The sequence below is a fragment of the Sporomusa acidovorans genome, assembly GCF_900101845.1.
In the GTDB taxonomy this organism is placed as follows: domain Bacteria; phylum Bacillota; class Negativicutes; order Sporomusales; family Sporomusaceae; genus Sporomusa; species Sporomusa acidovorans.
In genome coordinates this window covers 53,627-71,468 of record NZ_FNAM01000026.1, presented here as the reverse complement: position 1 = coordinate 71,468, position 17,842 = coordinate 53,627, and the positions used below count along the sequence as shown (strand labels likewise).

At 48.3% G+C, this 17,842-nt stretch carries 16 protein-coding genes and 2 other annotated features; of the genes, 10 read left to right on the top strand and 6 right to left on the bottom strand.

Annotated features, from left to right (window positions below; genetic code table 11):
- The first annotated feature begins 11 nt into the window (after positions 1–11).
- The 9 genes from BLR65_RS17365 (at position 12) to BLR65_RS17325 (ending at position 9,290) form a co-directional block, all read left to right on the top strand.
- A complete protein-coding gene (locus tag BLR65_RS17365; RefSeq protein WP_093795449.1) occupies positions 12–896 on the top strand; it encodes a diacylglycerol/lipid kinase family protein in 885 nt (294 codons plus the stop codon).
- Between the two features lie 54 nt (positions 897–950).
- Positions 951–1,424 (top strand): 8-oxo-dGTP diphosphatase, encoded by a 474-nt coding sequence (locus BLR65_RS17360; RefSeq protein ID WP_093795448.1) that lies wholly within the window; start codon positions 951–953, stop codon positions 1,422–1,424.
- Positions 1,425–1,562: 138 nt separating this feature from the next.
- Positions 1,563–1,823: a binding site (T-box leader), on the top strand.
- Positions 1,824–2,048: 225 nt separating this feature from the next.
- Entirely contained in the window at positions 2,049–2,915 is an 867-nt protein-coding gene (locus tag BLR65_RS17355) for an energy-coupling factor ABC transporter ATP-binding protein (RefSeq protein ID WP_093795447.1), read from the top strand.
- Positions 2,908–3,741 carry an energy-coupling factor ABC transporter ATP-binding protein gene (locus tag BLR65_RS17350; protein WP_093795446.1) on the top strand — a complete coding sequence of 278 codons (834 nt, stop codon included), beginning with the start codon at positions 2,908–2,910 and terminating at the stop codon, positions 3,739–3,741. Before BLR65_RS17355 ends, BLR65_RS17350 begins: the two co-directional genes overlap by 8 nt.
- Complete coding sequence (locus tag BLR65_RS17345) at positions 3,731–4,408, top strand: energy-coupling factor transporter transmembrane component T family protein (protein ID WP_342741398.1); 678 nt, start codon at positions 3,731–3,733, stop codon at positions 4,406–4,408. Before BLR65_RS17350 ends, BLR65_RS17345 begins: the two co-directional genes overlap by 11 nt.
- A 232-nt stretch (positions 4,409–4,640) precedes the next feature.
- Positions 4,641–5,873 (top strand): LL-diaminopimelate aminotransferase, encoded by a 1,233-nt coding sequence (locus BLR65_RS17340; protein WP_093795444.1) that lies wholly within the window; start codon positions 4,641–4,643, stop codon positions 5,871–5,873.
- Positions 5,874–6,030: 157 nt separating this feature from the next.
- Positions 6,031–7,389, top strand: a complete 1,359-nt coding sequence (locus BLR65_RS17335) for a magnesium chelatase ATPase subunit I (RefSeq protein WP_245692865.1) — start codon at positions 6,031–6,033, stop codon at positions 7,387–7,389.
- Positions 7,382–9,028 carry a vWA domain-containing protein gene (locus BLR65_RS17330; RefSeq protein WP_093795442.1) on the top strand — a complete coding sequence of 549 codons (1,647 nt, stop codon included), beginning with the start codon at positions 7,382–7,384 and terminating at the stop codon, positions 9,026–9,028. Before BLR65_RS17335 ends, BLR65_RS17330 begins: the two co-directional genes overlap by 8 nt.
- A gap of 1 nt (position 9,029) precedes the next feature.
- Complete coding sequence (locus BLR65_RS17325; RefSeq protein WP_093795441.1) at positions 9,030–9,290, top strand: hypothetical protein; 261 nt, start codon at positions 9,030–9,032, stop codon at positions 9,288–9,290.
- Positions 9,291–9,508: 218 nt separating this feature from the next.
- On the opposite strand, the gene BLR65_RS17320 is transcribed toward BLR65_RS17325, so the two are convergent.
- From BLR65_RS17320 to BLR65_RS17305, 4 genes are all read right to left on the bottom strand, one after another.
- Complete coding sequence (locus BLR65_RS17320) at positions 9,509–10,366, bottom strand: serine hydrolase (RefSeq protein WP_093795440.1); 858 nt, start codon at positions 10,364–10,366, stop codon at positions 9,509–9,511.
- Positions 10,353–10,550 carry a hypothetical protein gene (locus BLR65_RS17315; protein WP_093795439.1) on the bottom strand — a complete coding sequence of 66 codons (198 nt, stop codon included), beginning with the start codon at positions 10,548–10,550 and terminating at the stop codon, positions 10,353–10,355. The genes BLR65_RS17320 and BLR65_RS17315 overlap by 14 nt, the downstream gene beginning before the upstream one ends.
- 68 nt (positions 10,551–10,618) lie before the next feature.
- Complete coding sequence (locus BLR65_RS17310) at positions 10,619–11,539, bottom strand: DUF5050 domain-containing protein (protein WP_093795438.1); 921 nt, start codon at positions 11,537–11,539, stop codon at positions 10,619–10,621.
- Between the two features lie 2 nt (positions 11,540–11,541).
- Positions 11,542–12,642, bottom strand: a complete 1,101-nt coding sequence (locus tag BLR65_RS17305; protein WP_093795437.1) for an N-acetylmuramoyl-L-alanine amidase family protein — start codon at positions 12,640–12,642, stop codon at positions 11,542–11,544.
- Positions 12,643–12,778: 136 nt separating this feature from the next.
- Positions 12,779–13,040, top strand: a binding site (T-box leader).
- Positions 13,041–13,117: 77 nt separating this feature from the next.
- Here BLR65_RS17305 and BLR65_RS17300 point away from each other — a divergent pair.
- Entirely contained in the window at positions 13,118–13,699 is a 582-nt protein-coding gene (locus BLR65_RS17300; protein WP_093795436.1) for a tryptophan transporter, read from the top strand.
- Positions 13,700–13,754: 55 nt separating this feature from the next.
- Here the strand turns inward: BLR65_RS17300 and BLR65_RS17295 are convergent, their stop codons facing one another.
- Positions 13,755–14,846, bottom strand: a complete 1,092-nt coding sequence (locus BLR65_RS17295; protein WP_093795435.1) for an HD-GYP domain-containing protein — start codon at positions 14,844–14,846, stop codon at positions 13,755–13,757.
- A 162-nt stretch (positions 14,847–15,008) separates the two neighbouring features.
- The gene (clpB, locus tag BLR65_RS17290; RefSeq protein WP_093795434.1) at positions 15,009–17,591 is read right to left on the bottom strand and encodes an ATP-dependent chaperone ClpB; all 2,583 of its coding nucleotides are present in this window, start codon (positions 17,589–17,591) and stop codon (positions 15,009–15,011) included.
- Positions 17,592–17,842 lie beyond the last annotated feature (251 nt).

Genomic DNA, 17,842 nt, shown 5'->3' with positions numbered 1-17,842 from the left:
AGAGATAGCAGATGAAGAAATATATATTAATATATAATCCCGTATCCGGTGATGCTAAGTTTAAATTAAAGCTGGACGAGGTTGTGGAATACTTACAAATGAATGACGGGATAGTATTGACCTTTCGAACCAGGTATAAGGGAGATATCCGGCCATTTATCAAGGAGGCTAAGGAATTTGCTTCTGACGGAATCATTGTGTCCGGCGGCGACGGCACCGTCCATGAAGTAATTAATGCCATGATGACAGAAGCCGTCGATGTGCCGCTTGGCATTATTCCCAGTGGCACTTGCAATGATTTTGCCGGATATTTGAATTTTCACAAGAATATTCCGGGATGTCTTAGTGCCGTAACGAGCGGAAAATGGCGAATGGTTGATGTGGGTAAGGTAAACGGAGAATATTTTTTAAATGTGGCAAGTGCCGGACTGCTTACTTCGGTAGCTCATAATGTGGACACTGCCCTCAAAAATACGTTGGGGCGAATGGCCTATTATTTTAAAGGCTTGGGTGAGTTGCCCAACTTTCAGTCCTTGCATGTTTCGATTACAGCAGATGGACAGACATTTAGCGAAAACATTTTGTTGTTTTTGGTAATGAATAGCGGTGTGGTGGGCAGCTTTCCGCCACTGGCCCCGGAAGCTAAGATTGATGATGGCAAATTGGATATATTAATCGTAAATAAGTGCAGTATTTCAGAACTAATGGGTTTGTTTATCAGTATTTTTTCCGGGCGGCATACATTAAGCAGCCATATTCGCCACTTGCAGGCAACTGATATTTATATTGAGTGTAATGAACCAATTGAAAGCGATCTTGACGGCGAATTGGGGCCGCCACTACCGCTTGCTATTTCCACAGTTACCAAAAAGTTAAGGGTTTTTCAATTACCCTGAAACACGACTGAAATTATTATAGGATGGGGCAACCTTTCTAGAAGGAGGATTACGATGCGCTCAACAACATTATGTCTGCCCGTTCAAGGCAACCCGGCACAGAAAATTTTACTGGGAATGAAAAAAACAGGATTTGGCCATGGCAAGTACAACGGTTTTGGCGGAAAAATAGAGGACGGCGAGACCACGCTGGCTGCGGCACTACGGGAACTGGCTGAAGAATGTGGTATATTGGCTAAAGAGGCTGATCTCAGGCCGGCAGGAGAATTAACCTTTATTTTTCCGGCTAACCCGGAGTATGATCATGACGTGCATATCTATACGCTTACTGATTGGCAGGGAGAACCTAAAGAGACAGATGAGATGAAGCCGGCATGGTTTGAGATTGCGGATATACCTTACAATGACATGTGGGCGTCCGACAATTATTGGCTGCCTGCTGTACTTAAGGGTAAAAAAATAAAGGGACGGGTGATTTTTGCTGAAAACAATGAGGATGTGGATGATATAACCATTCGTACCGAATAGCAGTAAGAACGAGGTGTTTCAGCGCCTGGATAACAGAGTGGCTTTACAACCATGAGCCGGGAAAGAATGCGCATTATGGGCAAAAAAATAATTGACAGACGTCTGGCGGTTTGCTATACTTTGCACAAACAGATATTGCGATTGTCGATGACCAGGAAGAGTACCTATGTAAGAGGGCCACAGAGAGCCAACGATAGTGGGAGTTTGGCGCTGCTCAGCATAGCGAATGGGCCTGGAAGATGCAGTCCGATCCGGTCAAGCCGGGGTAGGCGCTGCCGGGATTCTTCCGCCGTTACCAGGAAGCAGGTATCGGATTTATATCCTGTACCTAGTAAGCCGGGCCTGATTTGTTAGGCCAAATAGGGTGGCACCGCGGGTTATAGATACCCCGTCCCTTAAAGTATGCAGTTGGATGCATACTTTAAGAGACGGGGTTTTTTGTTATTTTTTGCGCCCAACACATTAGAATTGCAGAGAAGCCCCCATCTACGTCGTTGCTCCTGCGGGCTTCACTCCAGCGTACGCACGGTACGCTTGCGTTCCAGTCCTCGGGGCGCCTAGTAGCTGGAGACTTCTCTGCAATTCCGGCAGTTTATTATGGATAAAAACAAGGAGGACGTTAGTATGACCGTGAGTTTTGAACATTTTTCCTACGCTTACCCGCATAGCGGCGTAGTTCTTGATGATATTAGCCTGTCGATTCCCAAGGGAGCATTTACCGTAATTACCGGGCCCAGCGGGGCGGGAAAAACCAGCTTGGCGCTGGCAATCGCCGGTGTTGTGCCGCATTATTTTGGTGGCCGCCAGGGAGGTACAGTGCGAGTTGGCAACATTATTTCCGCGCAAAGCAGTATGGGTGAGCTGGCGGAACATGTGGGAACCGTATTGGCAGACTACGAAAGCCAGCTGGTGGCCTTAACCGCAGCGGAGGAGGTTGCCTTTGGCCTGGAGACGTCAGGCCTGAGCCGCAGCCAAATTGCCGGACGGGTTAAGGAGGCACTCGCGATGGTAGGCCTGGACGGAATGGAAGAGCGGGAAGTGGCAGGGCTGTCCGGCGGTCAGAAACAGCGCCTGGCAATTGCTTCTGTGCTTGTTACTTCGCCGGAGATTCTGGTTCTTGATGAGCCGGCGTCGGCGCTGGACCCGGAAGGGGCGGCCGGAATTTATGAATTGCTGTATGAGCTTAATTGCCAGGGGAAAACCATCATTGTTGTCGAGCATCAACTGGCACGTATTTTGCCTTATGCCAGTCAAGTGGTTGTTTTGCAAGCCGGCAGTCTTGTATTTGCGGGCGATCTGGGACAAACAATGGCATTTATGTGGCAAAAGCCTGAACTCAGGCTGGGCGTACCACCGCTGTGGACAATTAAACTGATGCTGGAAGAACAGACGGGATTAACTCTGGCTGCCTGGAAGAATGAAAGCCAAGCAGCGGAAGAACTGAACAGGCTAACCGGAGCCTGTGTAAAGGGAGTGGCCAAAAGTGCCTGAAACACTTTTAGAGATACAGAAATTGGTTTTTGCTTACGGTCATGGCGGGCGGGTACTGAATGAAGTAGATCTTACCGTCAATGCCGGTGATTTTATAGCGTTGGCCGGTCGAAACGGCAGCGGAAAAACAACACTTACCCGCCTGGCTATGTCCTTGTTAAAGCCCAGTGGTGGTACAATTTATTTTCAGGGAAAGGATACGGCGGTGATGACAACCGCTGATATGGCCCGTAGTGTCGGCTATGTTTTTCAAAATCCCGACAGGCAGATTTTTCGTGATACCGTTGCTCAGGAAGTGGCATATGGTCCGGAACAGCTTAGGTTTTCCCCTGCCGTTGTCAACGACTCGGTGGCATGGGCATTAAGTATGACCGGTCTGACGGAACTCGCCGGCCGTTTCCCCCGGCTGCTTAGCCGGGGACAAAAGCAAAGGATCGCTATCGCGTCAGCCATTGCTATGCGTCCCCAAATGCTTATTCTGGATGAGCCAACCAGCGGACAGGATCCCTGGGAGGCGCAGAATATGATGGAACTGTTAACCAGCCTTAATCAACAAGGCATTACGATTATCTTAGTTACTCATGATATGGAACTCATTGGCCAATATGCGTCGCGGGCCATCGTGCTTGACCGGGGACATAAAGTATTTGACGGCACACCGGCAACGCTGTTTAACGGAGAAATAGATATTGCCGCCTGGGGGTTGATACCGCCGACCGCAGTTGCGATCAGCCGGCAACTGCCCGGTATGAATGCTCAACAGGTGACAGAGCTAGTCAGACAGGTCATGCCTATGATTCAGAAGGGAGGGGAAGATTATTCTTAAACTTGCGCCGCTTACCAAACTTATTTTGACAGCCGCCGTATCTATATGGGCACTGCTGATCCCCACACTGTCGGGTCAGGTGGCTTTAGCTGCCGGCCAGCTTTTGTTATTGACGCTTTACCGGCCATCAGGCAAGCAACTGAAGGCTGTTGGCGGGTTAGCTTTATTTGCCGGTATGCTGGTTGCGATCCAGTACGTGTTTGGCAGCAGTCTTGATTTTTCCCTGATGTCGGGTTTTAAGATGTTTGCCATGTCACTGATTTTTGTCTTCCTCTTGTCCACCACTCGTTTGCAGGATTTGACGGCTGCCCTGGTAAGCCAGTGCCGGATACCTTACGAATATGCGTTTATGTTTACCTCAGCCCTGCGTTTTGTTCCTGATTTTCTCGAAGAAAGCAAGGCTGTGCGCGAAGCGCAGGCATGCCGCGGCTACGTCTTTCGCGGCAATCCGGTAAAGCGGCTTCTGGACTATATCGCTATTGTCGAGCCGCTCGTTTTGCGGGCTGTCTCCCGCTCGGAAACGATGGCGATGAGTCTTGAACTGCGGGGCTTTGGCCGGCGGGGCCGGCGACAGTTTGCTGCTGATGTAGCCCTAAGCGGCTTCGACTATGCTGCTATGTTTATTATGTTCCTGTTAACAGTGGGACTGCTGTTTGCACATCTTTAGTACGCTGTATACAGCTGCCAATAAAAATTTACAGGCAAGGGGTTAGTAACAGAAAAAATTGTTGCCGCAGCTTGGGTAACAATCTTTTTTTTGCGTAAATATGGAGGAAAAATGTACGTGTAGCAGAATATAATACCAAATACCGGTATTTATCATTGCATTGACCCTGCTATATTGGGGAACAATTAAGGAAAAATGCGAAATTATTGAAATTAGAGAGGTGTTTCCAAACATGGCCCTGATTAACGAAAACTACCTAAAGCTGCCGGGAAGCTATTTGTTTGCTGAGATAGCAAGGCGTGTAGCTAAATTTAAAGAAGATAATCCCAGCGCTAATATTATTAGACTGGGTATCGGCGATGTTACCAGACCGCTGCCTGAGGCTGTAATTAAAGGTTTACATACGGCTGTTGATGAAATGGCTGATGGTAGAACCTTCCGTGGCTATGGCCCGGAGCAAGGCTACCAATTTCTTATTGAAAAAATAATTGCCACTGACTATCAGTCCCTGGGGATAAATCTGGACGTGGACGAGGTATTTGTCAGTGACGGTTCCAAGAGTGACGTAGGCAACATTCAGGAAATTTTCGGTGTGGACAATAAGGTGGCCATTACTGATCCGGTATATCCGGTTTATTTGGATACCAATGTTATGGCCGGCCGTTCAGGAGATTTGCTGAATGGCAAGTTTGCCGGTGTAACCTATTTGACATGTAATGCGGATAATAACTTTACGCCTTCCCTGCCGGAAGAAAAGGTGGATATTATTTACCTGTGCTTCCCCAATAACCCTACAGGTACTACCTTACCCAAGGGGGAACTGAAAAAATGGGTTGATTATGCTAGGGCCAATGGGGCAATTATTCTGTATGATGCGGCCTATGAGGCGTACATTCAGGAGCCTGGCATTCCTCATAGTATTTATGAGATTGAAGGAGCAAAAGATGTAGCGATTGAGTTTAGAACATTCTCCAAAAACGCCGGCTTTACCGGTACGCGCTGCGCTTTTACCGTAGTGCCCAAAACGGTAATGGCCGCTACCAAGGATGGTAGCCAATATCCCTTAAACAAGTTGTGGAACCGCCGCCAGACAACGAAATTTAACGGTGTACCCTATATTGTCCAGCGGGGGGCCGAAGCCGTCTATACGCCGGCAGGACAACAGCAGATAAAAGCGTTGGTTAGTTATTATATGGCTAATGCCAAGACGATTAGGGAAGGCCTGAAAAGTGTTGGTTTGGCTGTTTTCGGCGGGGTTAATGCTCCGTACATTTGGCTGAAAACGCCGCAAGGTTATGATTCCTGGTCATTCTTTGACAAACTTTTACATGACGTCAACATAGTAGGCACACCGGGAGCGGGTTTCGGACCGGTCGGAGAAGGCTACTTCCGCCTGACTGCGTTTGGAAGTCAGGAAAGTACCCAAGAAGCCATAGACCGCATCAAGACCCAGTTAAGCTTATAAGTCTTACTTAATAAAGCAGGGAAACACTTTGTGTACTTCTTTGGTGGAGTCACGAAATGTCTCCCTGCTTTTCATTTGAGAACGAATCCGTGTAGTTGGGTTATTTTTCCGTTTTCCCGGGGACAAAAGAGGAGAAATTTAAAAGAAATTTTTCTGTATGCCTAACCTAGCCCAGGGAACAATACACAATAAGAATACAATCTGGGGGGTGAAGCAAAGTATGGGTGAATATTACCGGCTCATTCGCCATGGTGGGAATAGGGATCTATTCCGGATGGTCGAGATGTCGGTGGCCGCGCTTGTAAACGGGCAGTCATTTCATATTCAGGCTGAAGGTCTGCGCGGCACTGGCAAGACAACCATTATGCGGACAGCCAGAGAACTGTTGCCGCCGATCACACGCATAAAAAACTGTTTATATAACTGTGATCCGGCAATGCCGCATTGCCCTGTTCACCGCCACTTGCCGCCTGCTGAAATTGAAGCATTAGGAGTAGAGCAAGTTCCGCGGCCTTTCCTGGAGATATCGCAGGCGGCTAAACCGAGTACTATAGTTGGCAGCATCGATTTAGCCAGACTGACGAACCCGGTTGAGCCGCAAGCAGCCTTATTGCCGGGGACCATTCCTCAAGCTCACCGGGGCATCATTTTTATTGATGAAGTTAACCGCCTTGCCGACACGTCACCGGAGTTGGCAGATATTCTCTTGGATGTAATGGGCACAAGGCCGGGACGGGTTCAGATTGAGGAAGCGGGTTTGCCCGTGGTTGAACTGCCGGTTCATTTATGTATTTGGGCCGCTTCCAATCCGGATGAGAATCCGGGGCCGCTTAGCCGAATCCGCAAACAATTAGCCGACCGTTTTGATGTTACCGTAACGATGGGGCGTCCTGACACCGAACAGGCAGTGGTTGAGATTTTGGCCGGTCATGGCGGCAGTGACGCTCCGGGAGGAGCGGTAAACCTAACAACCGGTTGCCTGGATAGGATTGAGATGCACCCTAAGATAAGGCAGTTATTGGCTAGGTTGTATATTACGTATAACCTGGAAAGTTTGCGGACAGTGGCAGCGATGGAAACGGCTGTTCGTTTAGCGGCTTTACTGGCCGGGCAATCTTCTGCCGGCCTTACGGAACTTGCGCAGGTAGCTCCCTTTGTATTGGCGCACCGGGTTAGCAAGGATACCATAGCAGCGATTATGAGTGACTTGCATGGATTGCTTTACGGGCAAGTGAAGAAGCCGGAAACAGTTTCCGCCACCGCGCAGCTTGCGCGACAGACATTATCCCGCTGGACAAGGCCATGGGCTGCGCTGGCAGCCCGCCTGGCGGCAGTCCTGCCCAACAAGTATCCTTTGCCTGGCAGCCATATTGGCGGCGGAAAGGGGGAACAGGGGACAGCTCATATTGCTGATCCGTTAAACACGGTAATTATTGCACCACCTAAACCGGCTACGCCGCTTAACCGCTTGCCTGACGAACAACTGGTATCCAGGGAAGCTAACCCGCATGCCTGATACTCTGCGGCATAGCCTTGCCCGGTTGCCTTTAGCCAGGCTGGGGGAAGCGGCGGCCATAGTGGCTGAGGCGCTGGGACGGGATCAGGGAGTTCGTATCGGCCAGAGTACGGTTTTGAGCACCAAAGTACATGCCTTCCTTTCACACCGTCCGGAACATGTCCAAATTATGGTAGACAGTGACGCCGGTCATTGCTTTTATCACCGCAAAGATTACGGCCGCATTGGCCACATGGATATTTTTCACGAGTGCGGTGAAGTAAACCATCGAATAGCCGCCCAGTATATCTGTAGCGCTCTTGCGCATTACCGGGAACTTGCCGCACAACCGGCGCTGGCAGGTGCTGGTATGGTTAATCCTGATTTTGTGGACATTCAAACAGCTACCGGCGGCGGCAGGATAAACGGCAGTTTGCAGTACGGTAAAAAACTTTCCGTGCGCCGGGTGCATGAAAATCATGTGCATGTGGCGCTAAAGCTGTCGATGGACAACTTGTTTTGCTTGTTTTACATTGTAGCTGCAGTGGAAGCGGCAATATTAGATTTGGGATTAGAACCACGACGCAATGAGTGCATTTTTCACGTGGAGTCGACGGATTGTCTGGCAGATCTTAGTCCATATTCGGACCAAACGGATTCCAAGTTGATTGGCCAGTCACCAGAGGCGTCTCAACAAGCGGCAATGGCAGGTGACAACAGTTGCTGTTCCGCTAATGAGTTTTCACCTGGTCCTGCATTTTCCGGCAATCCCGCTGGTTCAGTCTTGCCGGCAACAGGCAGCCGCGGGCAGACTTATGTTAGCTTAAAAGAATCTGTACAAGGGCCCGATAAGAAAACCAACTGTGAGTGTAGCCGACTGCAGGAAAAACGGGCGACTGGTTTTTATTCACCGGGCCTTTATGACAGTTTTCGACAAGCGGTCAGCTTAATGCAGCAACGGTCGGGGGTGGTAAAGGGGGGGCCGCCGACGCTGTCGGTCTGCCAAGATGCCGGTCGACCGGTAAGCGCCTGTTCATTCCAAAACTGTTCGTTAGGGCTGGCTGTCGCAGCTACTGTCAGCGCGGCCGCAACAAGACTGGCAGAGGGAGCAAGCGGAAAGCTAAGGATTGGCGCACAGGATTTAAGGTTTATAAACAGGCATCAGCAGCCAGACAGTGATATTTGTTTGTTAGTTGACAGCAGTGGCAGTATGGCTGATTCCCGGCTGCAGGCAGCGGGCTATTTGGCTGCCGAAATTAGCCGGTTTGGTTATAACCGGCTTAGCTTGTTAAGCTTTCAGGATAATCAGGCTGCCGTAATAGAACCGTTTACTGCCAGCCGGCAGGTTGTACTTAACGCCTTTGAGAAAATTAACCCGCACGGGGCTACGCCGCTGGCATTGGGGATTAGATATTCGTTAACCTTTATGAAAGAACAACAGGTTAAAAATCCCTTGCTGATATTGATTACTGATGGAATTCCTAGTTGCCGTATGGATGAAAATAGGCAGCCGCTGGCTGATGCGTTAGCGGCTGCTGCCGAAATTAGAATCGCAAGCTGCAGCTTTTTGTGTATTGGTCTGGACAGCGGAGATAATTTTCTGCAAAAACTCACTACGGCCGCTGGCGGCGTTATGTATTGTTTTCCCGAACCAGTTTAGCATGACTGGCGATTATCATAATACCCAACATACGCAGCCGGATCAATGGGAAGCGCAAATACTGGCGCGTATTCAGTTAAAGGCTCATGTTATTATTGTTACCGACCAATGTGATCATCAAATGATTCGCAATATGCATATGCAAGCCGCGGCGAATCTGCCGGAAGCGCTTACTATGGCTGATGAGATTGCGGGCAAGAACGCCAAAATAGCCGTGATCCCTGATGGCATTGCGGTAATTGTGGTTCCTGAGAACAAATAGTGAAAGACGAGTGTTTGTTTAATAACACTCGTCTTTCGCTATTTATTCCGCATCAAAGAATACTGCCGGCGCAGGCGGGCGGTGCATTGACAACGCTCCACCACTGGCGTTTGACTTCCGCTTTTGCCAACGCACCACCCGCCTGCACAAACCTTTAGCACGTTGTATATATTTGGCGCTATCGATTTAAAGCGTACATTGTATATGTATCAATAAATTTAAAGGCTCAGTTTCATATTAATGTTCAAGGCAGTAGCCAGTTCGCGGACAGGAACGAGTAGTTGCCCCTTGTCTAGATAAGGCGCCTGCGACAAGACTATTTTTTCGCCATTACATGTCAGGACAGCTTGGTCGGCGGTCAAGGTGGCTTTATTCCGGCCAACAGTAAAAGAAGCTTTGTCAGCGGTTTGCTCAATGCCTGCAGAGAGTGCGTCAGCCGCCGCGATGGCCGGCAAAAACAGGTGTTGCGTTTTGCCGATTTTCGTTATCGCAGCCGGGGTTTGCAGAAAAATTTTGCGGTCATTGACAGCAATAAAGGTATCGCCTGCTTTGGCTTTTAGCTGCATTGGCTTATTGCTGTTTGGGGGTGCAAATGAAGTCATTAAAGTTTTGGCCAGAGTGGTCTCCACACTATAAAAAGGATTGGCGTCAGTTAGGTTAGCCCCATTCATGAGAAATACAAAACCGATTTTGCTGTCAAGGTCAAAGTAAGCGTCGCCGGACAAGCCGTATGCTTCGCCGGAGTGGCCGATGAGGCGTCTGCCTGGCACAAGATCATCGGTAATATGGAAATTTAACCCCTTTTGCCGATAAAAGCCCTCCAGACCGTTCCCGAACCACTGCATGCTATGCATAAGATCTTTTCCTGCAGCATCAAGGCCGAACTTACCCTGTTCATATAGCAGCATCAAGGCTGTTGCCGTCACCATTTTGGAAATAGAGGCTACTCGAAACAGTGTGCCGGAGTTTACCGCACGGCTGGTGCTTAGGTCGGCCCAGCCGTAGCTGCCGTTCCAGATAAGTTTTCCATCAGTAAAGACTGCGGCTGATAGGCCGGCAACATCATATTTTTTCATGGCGTCCAAAAATTTGTTTGTCCAGAACGGTGAGCCTGGCGGGTAAATTATATGGCTGTAGCGGCAGGTAGCCGGGTGGCGGTTCTGCCTGCTTGGCAAAAACAGGTGTTGGCAGCAAGCTAAAGGTAAGCGTGAAAATTGTCAGGGTGACAATGAGATGGGGAAAAAAACGGTTAACTGACATAAGGCGCCCTCCTTAAGTGAATAGGCTAGATCTTCGCTAGCAAAGAGGGGCTTTCCTGCAACCGCGGTTTACAGCTTGAAAAACAGACGGTTGTAATAGAGCGTATTATTAATAATCGTAATCGGTTGCGGACCAATGCCCAAATCGCAGATGAATTGTTGCTGCCGGGTAGTACTATTGATGCGGTATAGGGCATGATTGTGCGAGGTATTGGTAAAATAAATAAAGTCATTGACAAAATTAATAAATCCGGCCCGGTCATCTGTCAATTTTGCGCGCTGCTGACCATTGGTACGGATGGCATAGAGCTTTTGGCCGTCGCTTTGGTTGCTATAGTAAATTGTGTCATTAGCAACTGCCATAAAGAGAACCTGATCATCGCCAATTTTGCTGCGTCCAGTACCGTCAAGCTTAATTTTGTACATGCGGTAGTTATCGTCAGTATTCAGGTAATAGGCCCAATTGCCGGCGATGACGAGATTTTCCGCGGGATCATCGCATAATTTTTCCGGTTCAGATTCACTCTCTAACGACAGTTTGTAGATTCTGTGATTAGCAGGGCTGTTACTCCAGTTAATATAGATCAGCCAGTCGCCGGTTACGGTTAATTGCTGGGCAGGCTGGTCGCCGATTTTGGCTTTTTCGCTGCCGTCAAGCTTCATGCGGTAAATGCGATGTTCATCAGACCAATTGCTATAATATAAATATTTCCGGGAAATTGCCAGGCTCCAGGCCTCATCTTCATTGATAAGGGCAGGAACTGTTTCACCGGATTTTAAACGATAAATATTTTCCCGGGCATTGGCGTAAATGTCGCCTGTAAGGTCCAAGTAATACACAGTTCCGTCGTTGTCGCTGACAGCCAGGCCGTTATTGGCAGTGTTGGCAGTACCATCAGCGGCAATTGCCGGGTTTGCAAAAACAGGGATAAGGATGAGCAAATAGGCTATGATTAGGATTGTTTGTCTAAAAAAAGCCATCAGTAACATGCTTAGATCCCCCCTGCAGATAGTGAAATAATGGAAAAATATTTATCGGTTGCCTGGAAAATCGCCTGGGCGGCTTCCAGGCGGTAAATCCGCTGAGAGAGCATTTTGGCATCTTGCGGGTGGGGCATCATGGCCACTTCGGCAATAACCGCCGGCACGTGGGTGGCGTTGAGAACAACCAGGCCTGGCCGGTCTTGCAGGGGATACTGGTGAATACGGAGTGCAGCTGCCAGTTGATCGGCCAACATAATTGCCAGTTCTTTAGCTGGTTTATTGGCGGAAGAGTTGTAGAGGACAGTCGTCCCCCGGTAAAGCCGCTTGGCGGCAGCGGGCATGTCGGCAGGCATGGAATTATTGTGGATGGAGAGAAATAGGTCTGCCTGTAAAATGTTGGCTGCATCGGCCCGGTCCAGCAGGCTGGGATTGCTGTCATCGGTTCTAGTCAAATAGACATCATAACCCTGACCTCGAAAAAGGTCACGGCTTAACAAGGCTATATCCAGGTTAAGTTCTTTCTCCAGCAAATCGTTACTGGTTGCACCAAGGGCTGTGCCGCCATGTCCGGGATCGAGTACAATAGTTTTGGGTAGCTTCGCGGTAGGTGTGTCGGCAAAGGTCAATACAAGATAAGTGCGGAAGATAATCGAATTGTCAGGCTGAATCACCGGTTTGCGTTTTACTGTCGTGATAGCCGGTTCGGACTTTTTTGGATTATAAGCGATAGCTAGGCTGATTTCGTTATCGGCGGCAGTCATTGTTAGCTGGTTTAAACGGGCGGTGCGGATGGCAGACGCCTGTGCATAGGAATTGGCCGGTAGCATAGGTTGTGCCGCTATTGTAATTGTAATTGAGTCACTTGCTCTTGCTATGCGGTATTGCGGCTCAAATGTATAGCATGAGGGATCAGATTCATTCGCGGCCGGTAAACGGGTTTCAATTGCCACTGCGGCAACATCCTTGTGGTCAAGGGAGAAAAATTTAAGCTCGGCGGCTACTGGCGCATTCGTTATGGTTGGAGACGCAGTAAAGTTTGCCGCGGTTGAAACTGGGAAAAACAGCAACAAGGCAATAAACAAAGAAACACAGGACACAAAAAACGACATGACGACACCTCGCTATATAGAATGATGAAGATCTGCTATAGTGTTCGCTGGATAAAAAAGAATACCTGCCAAGTAATTTGTGTATTGACAACTGTGCGTGTCCCCTGATATTCTATATACACAAAGTATTATATGCTGAAGATCAATGACCAGGAAGAGTAAACATGCAGAGGAAGCTGCAGCGAGCCAACGGTAGTGGGAGGTTGGCGCCGACCGGTATGTTGAATGGACCTGGAAGATGCAGTCTGAGCCGTGAAGCGGGGTAGGCACTGCCGGAATTCTTCCGCCGTTAGCAGGAAGCGGGTATCGGACAGTTGTCCCGTACTTTGTTGAGCCGGGCCGGACAGTTTGTTCCGGTCAATTAAGGGTGGCACCGCGGGTTATTCCCCGTCCCTTGGGTAGAGTTATCTATCCGAGAGACGGGGTTTTATGTTTTTCTCGGCAATTCATTATAATTTTTAGGGAGGTATGAGCAATGGAAAACAAAGAGCGAGAGTTAGTAACAGTGACTACGGGCCAGGAGGGGCGGTTCCGCTGGGCGGCGGTTTCGGCCATGCTGCTGGCGATTGGAGCAATACTCAGGCTGGTCAGCCCGAGTATTGCCGGGGTTTCTCCCAACTGGATTATTGCGATGTATTGCCTGGCGATAGTTTTATTTCGTTTACCGGTCGGCCGGGCTATGGGTATCGGTTTGGTGGCAGGGGCGTTATGTTTAGCTACTTCCAAGTCTGTTTTTCCTTATGGCAATTTGATCAGTGAGCCTATTGGCGCATTGGTTTGTGCGTTAATTGTTGCTTTACCGTTTAGCATGAAACTGGGACGCGTAGATCTCAAACCGGCAGTTAGCGCTTTATGCGGCACTTTTGCCAGTGGACTGGCATTTACTACGTTGGCAAAACTGATTTTAGGGTTGCCGCTTAACGTTTACCTTTATGGCATGCTGCCGGTGGTAGTGACCGTGGCGCTTGTCAATACGGTTATTGCGCAGATTTTATACTACCCGGTTTCGGCATTGTTGGGCGGTATTGCTGTCAAACAGAAAGAAGACGGAATTTAATAAAAGCAAAGCCTGTTTTGCATCTACGCAAAACAGGCTTTGCTTTTATCGGCCTTTAGTTGACATTTGCCAAATACTCCTGATTAATAAGGCGCTCAATAACAATGTTTTTGGTTGTGGCAAGATCGATAATTGTACCACTGTGAGTTTTGACTATCGGTTTATCCAACCGGTTCGAATTAAAGAAGATAACTTGTCCGGACTGGCCATCGCTTAAGAGGACGGGAGAGTTAACCAGGCAATCGCGAACATAACGGATAAACGGCTGGCAAACACTTTGATCCAGTTTATCAACTAGGTCTTTGGACATATATTCTAAAACAGGGAAGGGATTTGCTTCCTCGCCGGCATAGGCTTGTTGGTGGAACAGATCGGCAACCGCAATAATACGGGCAAAGGGGTGAATTTTATCACTCGCAGTACCTAATGGAAAGCCGCTGCCGTCCATTCGTTCATGGTGTTGCAGGACTGTAAGCAATACCTCCTGTGGCAAAACGGATACATGCTGCAATAATTTAGCGCCATGGATGACATGGTTTCTGGCTTCGGCGTCGGCCTCCTTGGGGATAACCAGTTTGCCAATATCATGCAAAAGCCCGGCTAAACAAAGTATATTAATTTTTTCGTCAGAAAGTTTCAGCTTGCGGCCAATGATACTGCTAATAAAGGCAACCATTACGGAATGACGGGTAACTTTGTCCGCCAAATTGTAATCGCTGACTAATAAGTAATCCATAATGGCCGGACCTGTTGATAGCACGGTAGAATAAATGCTAAAGGATGTTTCTTTCAGTTTTTGTACAGGAATTTGATTTGTATTGCGAATAAAATTAAAGGTTTGGACAGCCGTTGTTACTAAGCTGTCGTATTCTTTAAAGAAGTCGGTGAATTCGTCTGTCAGGCCATTTTCTGCAGAGGCAGTTTCTTCTGTTTCTTCCGCTTCTTCCGGGGTAACAGTGTCTGGTAAAGTATCATTTTCGCTGTTTACGAATACATGGCTGACATTCCACATCGTTAAGAGTGAAATGGTACGGGGTGTAATAACTACGTCTTTTCCTAGCAATACTTTGCCATTGGCTGACAGGACTGGTTCGCCGATAGCCATGCCGGGAACCAATTCTTTGACGGCGATCATCCTGGTTGACACAATACCAGCTCCTTTATTATTTTAAAAAACAGGTTGGCAACATAAGTATAAATTACATGTTAATGGAAGACAATCAGGCAAAAGTCATATTCGTTTAGTACAAAAGTCCTATATAGTGACAAAAATCCCAGGTAAACTGGGATTTTTGTCACTATATGTGGTTTAGGGGTTGGCTGTTAACAGAATTTTATTGTTGTCGGCACTTAGTTGTACGGCGCTTCCTTCAGCTACGTCGCCGCGGATGATCATTTTACTTAATTCAGTCTCAATCATGTGACTGATCAGCCGTTTTAGAGGACGGGCGCCAAACTGAGGGTCGAAGCCTGCCTGCGCAAGAAAGGCAAGGGCTTTGTCATCCCAGCTTAGGGTGATGGTTAGTTGTTTTTGCAATCGTTTATTCAGACTTTCCAGCATAATGGCGGCAATGTCGGCTACTTGTTCGGTAGTGAGGGCGCTAAATATGACAATATCATCAATTCGGTTCAAAAATTCCGGACGGAAATGTTGCTTTAACAATTCGAGCACCCGCTCCTGGGCCAGGCCGGAGGTGTTGTTTAGTATTTCCCGGGAGCCCAGATTGGATGTCATAATAATAATGGTATTTTTAAAATCAACGGTCCGGCCTTTGCTGTCGGTTAACCGACCGTCATCAAGAATTTGCAGCAAGACGTTAAATACGTCGTTGTGGGCTTTTTCCACTTCATCCAAAAGAATAACGCTGTATGGCCGCCGCCGGACGGCTTCGGTCAGCTGACCGCCCTCGTCATAACCGACATAACCGGGAGGCGCGCCAATGAGACGGGCCACGGCATGTTTTTCCATATATTCACTCATATCAAGACGGATCATGCTGCGTTCATCATCAAATAATACTTCGGCCAGGGTTTTTGCCAGTTCGGTTTTGCCGACACCGGTTGGACCAAGAAAAATAAAGGAGCCGATAGGCCGGTTGGGATCTTTAATGCCGGCCCGGGCGCGGATAATAGCTTCGCTGATGGCAGTTACGGCTTTATCCTGGCCGACGACCCGCTGATGTAAAAGAGACTCCAGATTGACGAGCTTTTCCCGTTCGCCTGTCATTAATTTAGTCACCGGTACCCCGGTCCAGCGGCTGACTACTTTGGCAATGTCGTCTTCATCGACTTCTTCCTTGAGCATAGTTTTGTGGGTACGGTTTTGCGTAAGTTGTTCTTCCAGGGTTTTAAGCTTTTTCTCCAATTCCGGCAACCGGCCATATTTAAGTTCAGCCAGCCGGTTTAGGTCATAAGCCCGTTCGGCGGCCTCCATCTGGGTGCGGACATTTTCAATTTCCTCCTTGACTTTACGCAACTGGACGATACCTTGTTTTTCCAGTTGCCATTGAGCTTTTAACGTGTCCGCCTGTTCTTTAAGTTCGGCTAATTCATGGTGCAACCGTTCCAGTTTGTCTTGGGAAGAAGGGTCGGTTTCCTTTTTTAACGCCTGTTCCTCAATTTCCAGCTGCATCACCCGGCGGAGGACCTCATCCAATTCACTGGGCATAGAATCAATCTCAGTCCGCAGCTTGGCAGCCGATTCATCCACCAGATCAATTGCCTTATCCGGTAAAAACCGGTCGGCTATATAGCGGTCAGATAGAACCGCTGCGGCCACTAAAGCAGCGTCTTTTATTTTTACACCATGATGGACCTCATAACGTTCTCGTAATCCCCGGAGAATCGATATCGTGTCTTCGACAGTGGGTTGATCAACTAAAACCGGCTGAAAGCGGCGCTCTAAGGCCGTGTCTTTTTCGATATGTTTGCGATATTCATTGAGGGTAGTGGCGCCAATGCATTTGAGTTCTCCTCTGGCCAGCATGGGTTTGAGGATGTTGCCGGCATCCATCGCGCCTTCGGCGGCGCCGGCGCCTACGACAGTATGCAGTTCGTCAATGAATAAGATAATTTTGCCTTCGGCCTTGGAAATTTCCGCTAAAACAGCTTTGAGCCGTTCTTCAAATTCACCCCGGAATTTTGCGCCGGCAACCATGGCCCCCAGGTCAAGCGAATATACAATTTTATTTTTTAAAGTCTCCGGTACATCGCCGGCAATAATACGCCGGGCCAGACCCTCAACAATGGCTGTTTTCCCAACACCGGGCTCGCCGATAAGTACAGGATTGTTTTTTGTCCGGCGGGACAAAATTTCGATGACCCGGCGGATTTCTTCATCACGTCCAATTACCGGATCTAATTTGCCCTGCTGCGCCAATTCGGTCAGGTCGCGACCGTATTTATTCAGAGCCTGCATATTTTCATCAGGATTATCCGTGGTAAGCGGTTGCCCGCGCCTGAATTGGTTTACCACTTCCTGAATGCGGCTGCGTGTCAGCCCAAAGTCCCGGCACAGAGTGACCAAATCATTGTCACCGTCTTCGGCGATTGCCATCAGTAAGTGTTCTACACTGATGTATTCATCTTTCATGGACTTTGCGTATTTTTCCGCTAAAGCCAATACCCTCATCATGGCGGTATTGAGGCGTAAGCCGCTTTCCTGACCGTGAACAGAGGGAAGTTTGTTTACTAGTTGTTCCAGCTTTGCGGTTAGCAACCGTACGTCGATGGCTAGCTGGCTTAACAGATAAGCCATAATGCCTTCTGCATCTTTAACTAAAGCAAGCGTAAGATGTTTGCTTGTTAATTCCTGATGATAGTTCATGGCGGCAAGCTGCTGTGCTTCTTGCAAGGCTGCGGCCGCTTTTTGCGTATATTTTTCATTGTTCATGATATCAACCTCCTAAAATGATAGTAAACAAGTCAAAGGTGAATTGCATCGTAAAAAGATTACAATTCAATACTAGCAGAAAAATGTTATTAATTGGAGTTGGATATAAGACCATAACGAGCGGTTTTTAGGCATACGGCGATGATTTTCAGCTAAAAAAATTACCAGTCGCATTAACTCTAACTTTTACTGACTTTTTGACTTTAATTGACTTTTACGAATTATTTTTTGCTGCTTTCCCGGGTATTATT